The organism is Janthinobacterium sp. KBS0711 (assembly GCF_000988085.1).
Taxonomy (GTDB): domain Bacteria; phylum Pseudomonadota; class Gammaproteobacteria; order Burkholderiales; family Burkholderiaceae_D; genus Janthinobacterium; species Janthinobacterium lividum_E.
In genome coordinates this window covers 211,305-222,979 of record NZ_LBCO01000035.1, presented here as the reverse complement: position 1 = coordinate 222,979, position 11,675 = coordinate 211,305, and the positions used below count along the sequence as shown (strand labels likewise).

General features: G+C 62.6%; 9 protein-coding genes. 6 read left to right on the top strand and 3 right to left on the bottom strand.

Annotated features, from left to right (window positions below; genetic code table 11):
• From VM94_RS27510 to VM94_RS24155, 5 genes are all read left to right on the top strand, one after another.
• Positions 1 to 3,349: YDG domain-containing protein (locus VM94_RS27510; protein WP_235433009.1), on the top strand; the 3,349-nt coding region annotated here is incomplete at its 5' end.
• Between the two features lie 4 nt (positions 3,350 to 3,353).
• A complete protein-coding gene (locus VM94_RS24170; RefSeq protein ID WP_313902982.1) occupies positions 3,354 to 4,070 on the top strand; it encodes a FecR family protein in 717 nt (238 codons plus the stop codon).
• Between the two features lie 104 nt (positions 4,071 to 4,174).
• Positions 4,175 to 6,598: a heavy metal translocating P-type ATPase gene (locus tag VM94_RS24165; protein ID WP_046685784.1), complete on the top strand. Its 2,424-nt coding sequence runs from the start codon at positions 4,175 to 4,177 to the stop codon at positions 6,596 to 6,598.
• A 1-nt stretch (position 6,599) separates the two neighbouring features.
• On the top strand, positions 6,600 to 7,019 hold the full coding sequence (cueR, locus tag VM94_RS24160) for a Cu(I)-responsive transcriptional regulator (RefSeq protein WP_034750463.1): 420 nt from the start codon (positions 6,600 to 6,602) through the stop codon (positions 7,017 to 7,019).
• 22 nt (positions 7,020 to 7,041) lie between these two features.
• Positions 7,042 to 7,770 (top strand): glutathione S-transferase, encoded by a 729-nt coding sequence (locus VM94_RS24155; RefSeq protein ID WP_046685783.1) that lies wholly within the window; start codon positions 7,042 to 7,044, stop codon positions 7,768 to 7,770.
• A 44-nt stretch (positions 7,771 to 7,814) separates the two neighbouring features.
• On the opposite strand, the gene VM94_RS24150 is transcribed toward VM94_RS24155, so the two are convergent.
• From VM94_RS24150 to yidD, 3 genes are all read right to left on the bottom strand, one after another.
• Positions 7,815 to 8,015 (bottom strand): heavy-metal-associated domain-containing protein, encoded by a 201-nt coding sequence (locus VM94_RS24150; RefSeq protein WP_034750458.1) that lies wholly within the window; start codon positions 8,013 to 8,015, stop codon positions 7,815 to 7,817.
• 65 nt (positions 8,016 to 8,080) lie between these two features.
• Complete coding sequence (locus VM94_RS24145; RefSeq protein WP_046685782.1) at positions 8,081 to 9,022, bottom strand: bestrophin family protein; 942 nt, start codon at positions 9,020 to 9,022, stop codon at positions 8,081 to 8,083.
• Positions 9,023 to 9,272: 250 nt separating this feature from the next.
• Positions 9,273 to 9,794: a membrane protein insertion efficiency factor YidD gene (yidD, locus tag VM94_RS27505; RefSeq protein ID WP_052755927.1), complete on the bottom strand. Its 522-nt coding sequence runs from the start codon at positions 9,792 to 9,794 to the stop codon at positions 9,273 to 9,275.
• A 196-nt stretch (positions 9,795 to 9,990) separates the two neighbouring features.
• On the opposite strand from yidD, the gene VM94_RS24135 reads away from it, so the two are divergent.
• Positions 9,991 to 11,673: a serine hydrolase gene (locus VM94_RS24135; RefSeq protein WP_046686230.1), complete on the top strand. Its 1,683-nt coding sequence runs from the start codon at positions 9,991 to 9,993 to the stop codon at positions 11,671 to 11,673.
• Positions 11,674 to 11,675 lie beyond the last annotated feature (2 nt).

The following is an 11,675-nucleotide window of genomic DNA, read 5'->3' as shown; positions in this document are numbered from 1 at the left end:
CGTGAGCTTTAACGGCGTCAACAAGACCTACGACGGCACGACGGGCGCGCAAGTGAGTTTTGGCGATGACCGTGTTCAGGGCGATGCCCTGACGGTGGCGGGCAATGCGGCGTTTGGCAACAAGAATGCAGATGCGGGAAAAACCGTCACCGTGACAAACGTGGGCGTGAGCGGTACTGACGCCGGCAACTATGTGCTGAGCAGCAATGCAGGCAGCACCACGGCCGACATCGCAGTGCGTACCTTGAACGTGAGCTTTAACGGCATCAACAAGACCTACGACGGCACGACGGGCGCGCAAGTGAACTTTGGCGATGACCGTGTTCAAGGCGACACCCTGACGGTGGCGGGCAATGCGGCGTTTGGCAACAAAAACGCCGGTGCCGGCAAGGCCATCAACGTCATGAACGTGGCATTGAGCGGCGGCGATGCAGGTAACTATGTGTTGAACGCCAATGCGGGCAGCACCACGGCCGACATCGCGGCACGCACCTTGAACGTGAGCTTTAATGGCGTCAACAAGACCTACGACGGCACGACGGGCGCGCAAGTGAACTTTGGCGATGACCGTGTTCAAGGCGACACTCTGACGGTGGCGGGTAACGCTGTGTTTGGCAACAAAAACGCCGGTACCGGCAAGGCCGTCAACGTCACGAACGTGGGTGTGAGCGGCGGCGATGCGGGCAACTATGTGCTGGGCACCAACATCGGCAGTACCACGGCCGACATCGCAGCGCGTACTTTGAACGTGAGCTTTAACGGCGTCAACAAGACCTACGACGGCACGACGGGCGCGCAAGTTAACTTTGGCGATGACCGTGTTCAAGGCGACACCCTGACGGTGGCGGGCAATGCTGCGTTCGGCAACAAAAACGCAGGCAACGGCAAGGCTGTCAATGTAAGCAACGTTGGCGTGAGCGGTACTGACGCCGGCAACTACGTGTTGAGCAGCAATGCAGGCAGCACCACGGCCGACATCGCAGCGCGTACTTTGAACGTTAGCTTTAACGGCGTCAACAAGACCTACGACGGCACGACGAGCGCGCAAGTTAACTTTGGCGATGACCGTGTTCAAGGCGACACCCTGACGGTGGCGGGCAATGCTGCGTTCGGCAACAAAAACGCAGGCAACGGCAAGGCTGTCAATGTAAGCAATGTGGGCATGAGCGGTAGCGACGCCGGCAACTACGTGCTGAACAGCAATGCAGGCAGCACCACGGCCGACATCGCAGTGCGTACCTTGAACGTGAGCTTTAACGGCGTCAACAAGACCTACGACGGCACGACAGGCGCACAGGTCAGCTTTGGCGATGACCGTATTCAGGGCGATGCCTTGAGCGTGAGCGGAAATGCGGCATTTGGCAACAAGAACGTAGGTGCCGGCAAGGCCGTCAACGTTACAAATGTGGCGCTGAGCGGCGGCGATGCGGGCAACTATGTGCTGGGCGCCAATGCGGGCAGCACCACGGCCGATATCGGCGCGCGTGCGCTGAACCTGTCCGGCGTGGCGGGCAGCAAGGTCTACGATGGCACGACGGGCGCGCAGCTGAGTCTGGGCGATGACCGTGTCGCTGGCGACAGCTTGATCGCCTCGGCAGTGGCCAACTTTGCGGACAAGAACGTGGGGGCGGGCAAGGCCGTGCAAGTGAGCGGCGCGGCGCTGACGGGTGCCGATGCGGGCAATTACTTTATCGTCTTGCCGACGGGCTTGCTGGCCAGCATCACGCCAGCCAGCCTGACCCTGGCAGGCTTGAGCGCGGCCGGCAAGGTGTATGACGGCACGACCAGCGCTGTCGTCAGCGCGTCGGCGAACGGCGTGCTGGGCCAGGATGTGGTCAGCGTGGTGGGCGGCAGCGGCAGCTTTGCCGACAAGAATGCGGGTGCCGAAAAATTGGTGACGGCCAGCGGCTTCCGCCTGGCGGGTGCCGATGCGGGCAACTACACCCTGGAAACGACGGGCGGCACGGCGCAGGCATCGATTGCACAAAAACAATTGTCCACCTGGATCGGCAGCGGCAACGGCTTGTGGAGCGATGCCGCCAACTGGGATGGCGGCGTGGTGCCGGAAGGCGCGAACGTGCTGGCTGTCGATTTTAGCAATAGCAAGGGCATCGTCACTTACAGCGCGGCGGCTGGCAGCACCATTCTGAAGAACCTGAACTCGGCGACGGGTTTGCTGTTGACGGGCGGCAGCTTGACCCTCGGTGAAAGCGCGTTGGACCGCTCCGTGCTGGGCGGCCTGGCTGGTCTGGAAATCAACGGCGGCAGCTTGCTGCTGAACGGCAGCCTGTCGGCGGACCGCTATGCGCAAGGCGGCGGGGTGCTGAGCGGCAGCGGTAACCTGCTCGTCGTCAACAGTTTTAATCAGACTGCCGGCGCCATCCGGCTGGCGGGCCAGTTGGCCATCACCCAAGCGGCTGGCGACTTGCGCTTCGCCAGCGTGGCGGCGAACACTGTACAGCTGAGCGCCTTGAACGGCGCCATCGCCCAGGACGGCGCGCTGCTTGCCGGCAGCGTGGTTGCGCAAGCGCGCGATGGCATCGTGCTGGGCAATGCTGGCAACCAGGTGGGCAGTTTTACCGCCAGCAATAGCGCAGGGGGCGGCATTGCGCTGAACAATACCTCGGCGCCCGGCACCTTGACCCTGGGAACGCTCGTCACGGGTGCAGGCAATATCACCATCGACAACACGGGCGGCGTCGCGGCCGGCAATATCAATGCGAATGGCGGCAACGTCAGCGTGACAGCGCACAGCCCAGTCACCGTCAGCGGCAAGGTCGCGGGCAATGACATCGCGCTCAATGCCAGCACGGACGTGCTGCTGGGCGATGGGGCACAGCTGGCGGCGGCGCGCGATGTCAGCGTGACGGCGGGTCGTGACATCAGTGTCGGCGGCAATGCGAAGATCGTTAGCGGCGGCAATTTCAGCGCCAGCGCGGGCGCCAGCGTACGCTTTGCGGACACGGCCAGCGTCACCTTGCCGGCGACGGGCAGCATGAGCGTGCTGGCGAAAACGGGCAGCATCACGGGCGACTCGGGCGTGCGCGTGAACCGCCAGCGCAGCGGCGCGACACTGCTGGCGCCGAATGGCGCGGTGAGCATGGCGGACGCCATCTTCCTGCCAGCAACTACCATCGACCCGCCCGTGATTGACCCCGCCACGAGCGCGGCCATCGATGATGCCTTGCGCATCATCAAGCAGGCCGACCGCGCCAACGACCCGCTCGCTTCCACGCCGTCGGCCAAGCCGGATGACAAGAAAAAAGACAGCAAGGATGTTGCCGATGCCACAGATAAACCAACAGGATACAAATTCGATGATCCCGCCAAAAAAATGTACTGCAATTAAGGCCTTGTTGTGGCTGGTCCTGATGTGCGTGGGTGCGCACGCCTGGGCCGGGCAAGTGGCCGGCACGGTGATGCAATTGAGCGGCCCCCTGATGGTCAAGAAGGCCGATGGCAAGGTGAAAATCCTGGCCATCAAGTCCGAAGTCGAGCAGGGGGATACCTTGCTGACGGAAAAGGAAACCTATGCCTTGATCAAGCTGATCGACAATAGCGAAATTACTTTGAAACCGAATACCAGTTTCGTGATCGAACAATTCAGCTACACGGCCGAGCAGCCCGACGGCGACCACGCCATCTTCAGCTTGCTCAAGGGGGGCTTGCGCTCCGTCACGGGATTGCTGGGCAAGCGCAACAAGGAGCGCTTCGAGATGAAAACGCCGGCCGCCACCATCGGCATTCGCGGCACGACGTTTATTGCCAGCTATGTCGCTCCTTCGGCGCCGCTGCCGACGGCGCCGCCATCGGCAGGGCAGGGAATGGCTCCCGGCCTGTATGTGCACGTGATCGATGGAATGATTCATGTGACGAATCCAGTGGGCACGCAGAACTTTGCCCCGGGCCAGTTTGGCTACACGCCCAACTTCCGGCAACCTCCCGTCCTGTTGCCCGTCAATCCAGGCCTGCAGTTCACGCTGCCGCCGGCCTTTTTGCCATCGCCCTCAAGCGGCGGCGGTCCTGCCGGCGCCACCAAGCCTGCCGCCATCGACTGCGTAGTGCGTTAAGTCTTTCAGGCAAGCCCTGTTTTCCTTGCAAATAGGGCTTGACCTTCCCATCGTTGGATAGCAGATCCTGACCCTATTAGTCAATCTTTCGTACAGGATCTGCCATGAACCAGAGTGCACTCGCTCCCGCCGCTACTCCTCCCGCCGCCGCGCACGCGCAGGCGCTGGCCATCGAAGGCATGAGCTGCGCCTCGTGCGTTGGCCGCGTGGAAAAGGCCCTGGCCGCCGTGCCCGGCGTGACCCAGGCCAGCGTCAACCTGGCCACCGAAGTGGCCAAAATCAGTTCCGACACGCCGATTCCCCTGGCCACCTTGCAGGCGGCCGTGGAAAAGGCCGGCTACACGGTGGCGCAGCGCGAAATCGACCTGAACATCGCCGGCATGACGTGCGCCTCTTGCGTGGGCCGGGTGGAAAAAGCCCTGCTGAAAGTGCCTGGCGTGCTCGTGGCCAGCGTCAACCTGGCCACGGAAAGCGCGCGCATCAAGGTGACGGGCGGCGTGGAAGCAGGCGCCCTGATCGCCGCCATCGACAAGGCCGGCTATGCAGCCAAGGCTCCCGCCGCCAGCCAGGCCAGCGCGCCCGCTGCCGCGCCCAACCGCGACGGCATGAAAGTGGCGTTCGCGGCCGTGCTGGCCTTCCCATTGATGCTGCCGATGCTGCTCGAGTGGGCCGGCATTCATCTGATGCTGCCAGGCTGGCTGCAATTCGCGCTGGCAACGCCCGTGCAGTTTTACTTTGGCGCGCGTTTCTACAAGGCGGGCTGGAAGGCGGCCCGCGCCGGCAGCGGCAACATGGATCTGCTGGTGGCGCTGGGCACGAGCGCGGCGTATGGCTTGTCCGTCTACCAGTGGCTGACGGCGGGCGAAATGCTGCCGCACCTGTATTTTGAAGCATCGGCCGTCGTCATCACCCTGGTGCTGCTGGGCAAATGGCTGGAAAGCCGCGCCAAGCGCCAAACGGCTTCGGCCATCCGTGCGCTGCAAGTCTTGCGTCCGGAATCGGCCCGCGTGCGCCGCGACGGCATCGAGATCGACTTGCCCGTGGAACAGGTGAAAGTGGGCGACCTGGTGGTGATCCGTCCCGGCGAGCGGGTGGCCGTCGATGGCGTGGTGGTGGAGGGCGCCAGCCAGATCAATGAATCCCTGATCACGGGCGAAAGCTTGCCGGTTGATAAGCATCCGGGTGACAAGGTCACGGGCGGCGCCATCAATGCCGATGGCTTGTTGCTCGTGCGCACGCAGGCCGTGGGCGGCGAGACGACCTTGTCGCGCATCATCCGCCTGGTGGAAGACGCGCAGGCGGCCAAGGCGCCGATCCAGCACCTGGTCGACAAGGTCAGCGCGATCTTCGTTCCCGTGGTGCTGGTGCTGGCGCTGCTGACCATGCTGGGCTGGTGGTTCGCTACCGGAGAGTTGGAGAACGCCATCATCAATGCCGTGGCCGTGCTGGTCATCGCCTGCCCCTGCGCGCTGGGCCTGGCCACGCCGACGGCCATCATGGCCGGCACGGGTGTGGCTGCCCGTTACGGCATTCTGATCAAGGATGCGGAAGCGCTGGAAGTGGCGCACGCCGTCAATACCGTCGTGTTCGACAAGACGGGCACCTTGACCATCGGCAAACCAGCCCTGGCGGCCCTGCATGCGCACGGCATCGACGATGCACGCCTGTTGCAGCTGGCGGCCAGCATCCAGCGCGGCAGTGAACACAGCCTGGCGACGGCCGTGCTCGATGCGGCCAGCGCGCGTCATATCGAGCCCTTGCCCGCGACGGCCCTGTCGGCCTTGCCGGGCCGCGGCCTGGCGGCCCACGTCGATGGCCTGGAGTTGAAACTGGGCAGCACGCGGCTGATGCAGGAGTTGAGCGTGGACATGGCGCCGTTGGCGGAACAGGCCTTGTCGCTGGAAAACACGGGCAACACGATTTCTTGGCTGGCATCGGGAACGGAACTGCTGGGCTTGTTCGCCTTTTCCGACCAGGTCAAGCCGAATGCGCAGGCCGCCATTGCCCACTTGCATAGCCTGGGCATCCAGACGGTGATGCTGACCGGGGACAACCAGGGCAGCGCGGACGCCGTCGGCAAGCTGCTGGGCATCGACACGGTGGCGGCGAAAATGCTGCCGGCCGATAAAACCGCTAAAATTGTCGCGCTGAAAGGCGACGGCGCGAAGGTGGCCATGGTGGGCGACGGCATCAACGATGCGCCCGCGCTGGCGGCCGCCGACGTGGGCATCGCCATGTCGACGGGCACGGACGTGGCCATGCATGCGGCCGGCATTACCCTGATGCGCGGTGATCCGGCCCTGGTGGCGGACGCCATCGATATCTCGCGCCGCACCTACAGCAAGATACGGCAGAATCTGTTCTGGGCCTTCATTTACAACCTGATCGGCATTCCGCTGGCGGCCTTTGGCCTGCTCAACCCCATGGTGGCGGGCGCGGCGATGGCCTTCAGTTCGGTCAGCGTGATCAGTAATGCCCTGTTGCTGCGCCGCTGGAAAGCCCGCAGTGCGCATACCAAGGAGTCATAGGATGAATATCGGCCAGGCGGCAAGCGAAACGGGCGTATCGGCAAAAATGATACGCTACTATGAAAGCATTACTTTGTTAAAACCCAGCGCGCGCAGCGACGCCGGTTACCGCATTTACACGCCGAACGATTTGCACGCCCTGCGTTTCATCAAGCGCGGGCGGGGCCTGGGTTTTTCGCTGGAGCAAATCCGCGAACTGCTGTCCCTGTGGCAAAACGACCAGCGCGCCAGCGCGGACGTAAAAGGTATCGCGCTGGCCCACGTGGCAGACTTGAACCAGCGCATCGCCGAACTGACGGAAATGCGCGATACCTTGGCCCACCTGGCGCAATCGTGCCATGGCGACGACAAGCCCGATTGTCCCATCCTGCAAAGCCTGGGACTGGCCGGTGACAAGGAAGCGAAAGCATGTTGCCCTTGATGTAAGTCAATGGAGGTGGCGTATGGCGTATGAACTATACTATTGGCCCACGATACAGGGGCGCGGCGAATTCATCCGGCTGGCCCTGGAAGAGGCGGGCGCTGACTACCGCGACGTCGCCCGTTTGCCTGAGCGCAAGGGGCAAGGCATGCCCGCGATGCTGGCCTGCCTCGACGGCGACAGCACGCCACAGGCCGCCTACGCGCCGCCCCTGCTGCGCGATGGCGAGATGCTGATCGGCCAGACGACGAATATCCTGTTCTACCTGGGCCGGCGCCTGGGGCTGGCGCCGCGCGCGGAAAGCGGTCGTTTGTGGCTGAACCAGCTGCAACTGACGATGGCCGACTGGCTGACGGAAGTGCACGACACGCACCATCCGCTGTCGATGAATCAATATTACGAAGAGCAAAAAGAAGCGGCCCTGCTGCGCAGCGCGGATTTCCGAGAAGCACGCTTGCCCAAGTTTCTCGATTATTTCACGCAAGTGTTGCTGAACAATGGCAGCCGCGGCCAGTATCTGGTGGGCGCCAGACTCACGTATGGCGACCTGTCGCTGTTCCAGATGCTGGCGGGCCTGCAGTATTCGTTTCCCCAAGCCATGGCGCGTCTTGCGCCCGAATATCCCGCCTTGTCCGACTTGCACGATGCCGTGGCGGCGCGGCCGAACATTGCCCGTTACCTGCGCTCGAAGCGCAGAATCCCATTTAACCAGGACGGCATCTTCCGCAATTACCCCGAACTGGACGGATAAAAAAACAGCCGGCGCAAAGGCCGGCTATTTTGTGTGCGTGTGGTTTATTGCGCGCTGGTAACGGGAAAGCCCGCCTCCACGATGGCCGCGCTGATGGCCCCCAGTTCGGCGGGCGATTCCACCGTGACGCGCTTGCTGGCCAGGTCGATCTGCACCTGGGCTTGCGGATCGATGGCTTGCACCGCTTTCGTGACCGAGCCGACGCAATGGCCGCAGCTCATGTTTTCAACTTGTAACTGGTACATGGCAAGCACTCCTTGAATGGTTAAGTGTGTCCACTGTAAGCCTTACCCCAATGGTAAGGTCAAGCTTAGTGCAGCAGAAAATCGACGGCTTGCATGGGCGGCGGCACGTTCTCATCCTGCAGGGATTCGCGCAGGCTGATGTCGATGGCGCGGCACATGGCGGACAGGGGCAGGTCGTTGGCGTCTTCGCCGAACGGTTCCTCGATCTCGTCGCCCAGCGCATCGAGGCCAAAGAAGGTGTAGGCGACGATGGCGACGACGAACGGCGTCATGAAACCGAGCGAATCGACGAGGCCGAAAGGCAGCAGGAAACAGTACAGATAAGCCGTGCGGTGCAGCAGCAGCGAATACGAGAACGGGATCGGCGTGCTGCGGATGCGTTCGCACGAAGCGCCCGCCGCGACCATGGCCGAGACCGTGTTATCGATCTGTGCGGTGAGGACGCTGTCGATGCGGCCTTGCCGGACGCAGTCGGCCAGGTCGTGGCCCATCTGCAGCATCAGGTAGTCGGACGGGTTCGCCGCCTTGCATGCCGCTTCCCATTCTGCCGGGCGCAGCAGCGGCTGCAAGTCGGCCGGTCCGCGCGTGTCGCGCAGCTGGTGGCGCAGCGCATGGCAAAAGGCGATGGTGCGGTAAATCATGCGCACGCGCACGTCTTCCAGGCCCAGTCTGGCGTGGGCCGGCGTGTCGCTGCGTATCATCGTCTGGCACTGGCGCGAGAAATTACGGCTGCGCAAAACCAGTTCGCCCCACAGCTTGCGCGCTTCCCAGTAGCGGTCATAGGCGGCCGTGTTGCGAAAGCCCAGGAAGATGGCTAGCGGCAAACCGATCAGGGTAAACGGGATGGTGGTGAGGATCACCTTGTGGTCGAACAAGGTGCCGTGGCACCAGGTGACGAGGGTGGCGATCAGGGTGTTGACGATCAGCGTGGTGCGGATGCGCGGCAGGACGGAGCCGCGCACGACGAGGAACAGCCGTAGCGCCGAAGGACGCTCGCGCACGATCATGCCGTACTCCCGGTTTGGGGCTGGGCTGGCGGGGAAACACGCACTTGGTGATCGGTAAGGGTGGAAAGACAGGGTGGCAATTGCCGGGAACAAAAAGCCCGCGATGTATGCGGGCTGAGCAGGGTGTGCATGGGAAGCAGAGTAGGGGAGACGGCCCGAGTATAGGCCGCAGACCTGTTTCCAGCCAATTCATAGTGATAATGGGTATTATTCATTTCATGAATGAATATTTCATTTGTAAGTATGAATCTCAGCTTTCCGGGGTCTGTCCCTGCCGTATCTTCTTGCGGTGTTCTTCCTGCTGCCGTTTCAGTGCGGCACTGGCTGTATAGTCGTTGCGGAACCACGTCGGGTTCTTGCCGCGACCCGGCCGGGAGCAATCAGCCAGGCTGGCCACGTCGGCGCAGTCGCAGGCGCAGTCGAACAGGGGCACGTCGCAGTCGCAATACCCCGCCTGTGCCTGGCGGCGTGCGCTGCGCCGTGCCTGCGGATGCAGCGCGAGGTGCTGGCGATGCCGTTCGCCGCAGGCGCGCAAGCGGCGTTGCAGCAGGGGCAGGCCCGCACGCAAGCCATGGCGCGCGATGACCTTGTAGCCGTAGGCGGAACAGCTGTCGCGCCCCATGAGCACGCGATAGGCGCAGGAAAAACCTTTCCATGGCGACAGGTAACGCTGGTAGGCGCGGATGGCCCACAGGGCCAGGCGTTTGCCACAGGTATCGAGCGTGAGAATGATGCATCCTTTGCGATTGTCGTAAAGCAGTGGTTCGAGCATACGACAGGTATCCCGAAATGCATAGCCTTGGGCAAGCATGAATTATTAATGTGACAAATGGGGAGAATTGCGCAGGTCACGTCTGTTAGGCTGAATGAGCTATTTGGAAATATTTCCTAAAGCAAAACATGTCATCCCGATAGCTGCCGCCAGGGGGCGACCAAGCTTGTTTATCCTTCTTGTGAAAGTGATCCGCATGTTTAAAGTTTCCAGCATCTGTCTCGCCACCTTGATCCTGTTGCAAGCGCCAGCCGGCTGGGCAGGCCAGCCAGTGCCCCTGAGCCAGCAGCAGCAAGCGCTGGCCGCGCAAATCGACGCCAGCATCGCGCCCTATTACAAGTCCGGCGAGCCTGGTGCCGTCGTGATCGTCGTCAAGGATGGCCAGCCGCTGCTGCGTAAGGCGTATGGCCTGGCCAGCGTGCAGGAAGGCACACCGCTGACGCCGGACATGTCGCTGCGCTTGGGGTCGATTTCCAAGCAATTCACGGCCGTCGCCATCCTGTTGCTGGCCGACCAGGGCAAGCTGGCCGTTACCGATGACATCACGAAATTCCTGCCCGACTATCCCACCCACGGCAAGAAAATCACGATCGAACAGTTGCTCGCGCACACGTCTGGCATTCATGACTACACGAGGAAGCCGGAATTTGTGCCCAACAGCACGAAAGACTTGAGCGTGGCGCAGATGATCGATTTCTTCAAGAACGATCCGCTCGACTTTGAACCGGGCACGCAGTGGAGTTACAGCAGCTCCGGCTATTTCCTGCTGGGCGCCATCATCGAGAAGGCATCGGGCCAGCCGTATGCCACGTTTGTGGAGCAGCAGATCTTCGTGCCGCTGGGCATGAACGATACGGCCTATGAAGGCCATGAGCGCCAGCCTGCCAAGCGCGCGGCCGGGCATATCCGTTCGGGCGAGGCGTATGTGCCGAACCTGCCCCTGAGCATGACGCAGCCGTATGCGGCCGGCGCGCTCGTTTCCACCGTGGACGACCTGGCGCGCTGGGATGCGGCCATCTCGGACGGCAAGCTGCTCAAGGCGTCCACCTGGCTGCAGGCGTTCACGCAGGCCAAGCTGACCGATGGCAAGGCGACGCGTTCCGGCTTTGGCTGGAAGGTGGGCACCTGGCAAAACACGCCCGTCATCCATCATAGCGGCGGCATCAATGGTTTTGCCACGTATGCGATGCGTTTGCCGAAGGAAAAAGTCTACGTGGCCGTGCTGGAAAACTCGGACACGGGCCTGGTCGATCCTGACGTGGTGGCGCGCAAGGCGGCCGCCATCGCCGTGGGCCGGCCGTATCCCGAGATCAAGGTCATTACGCTCAAGCCGGCCATCCTGGACGCCTATGCGGGCGTGTACGCGATCAACGACAAGGCCGGCTACACGATCCGCAACTTCGAGGGCAACTTGCTGCTGCAGCGCACGGGCCGTCCGGCGCAGCGCATGCTGGCGTATTCGCCCAATGGTTTCCTGATTGAAAACACGCTGACGACGGCCGAGTTCGAGCGGGGCCCGAAGGGCGAAGCGCAGCTGGTCCTCAACGATGGCGGCGAGTCGAAGTCGGTGCACGAGCGCGCCAGCGCCGTCGAGCCGGCCCGCACCGTGGTGACCATGACGCATGCGCAATTCGATGGCTACGTGGGCAGGTATGCGCTGGCGCCCGAGGTGTACCTGGAAGTGACGCGCGAAGGCGATAAATTCTTTGCCCAGGTGACGGGTTTCCGCAAGCTGGCCATGCTGCCCATGAGCGAGACGGCTTTCTTCTCGAATGAAGTCGATGCGGAAGTGCGTTTCAGCAAGGATGCCAGCGGCAAGACCGAGCAGCTGGTATTGCGCCAGGAAGGGCAGGACATGCCGGCCAAGCGCGTGAACTGATG

Bases quoted from the DNA above. Each gene is read 5' to 3' on its own strand.
- VM94_RS24165 (WP_046685784.1), top strand. From the start codon at position 4,175: ATGAACCAGAGTGCACTCGCTCCCGCCGCTACTCCTCCCGCCGCCGCG.
- cueR (WP_034750463.1), top strand. From the start codon at position 6,600: ATGAATATCGGCCAGGCGGCAAGCGAAACGGGCGTATCGGCAAAAATG.
- VM94_RS24155 (WP_046685783.1), top strand. From the start codon at position 7,042: ATGGCGTATGAACTATACTATTGGCCCACGATACAGGGGCGCGGCGAA.
- VM94_RS24150 (WP_034750458.1), bottom strand. From the start codon at position 8,015: ATGTACCAGTTACAAGTTGAAAACATGAGCTGCGGCCATTGCGTCGGC.
- VM94_RS24145 (WP_046685782.1), bottom strand. From the start codon at position 9,022: ATGATCGTGCGCGAGCGTCCTTCGGCGCTACGGCTGTTCCTCGTCGTG.
- yidD (WP_052755927.1), bottom strand. From the start codon at position 9,794: ATGCTCGAACCACTGCTTTACGACAATCGCAAAGGATGCATCATTCTC.
- VM94_RS24135 (WP_046686230.1), top strand. From the start codon at position 9,991: ATGTTTAAAGTTTCCAGCATCTGTCTCGCCACCTTGATCCTGTTGCAA.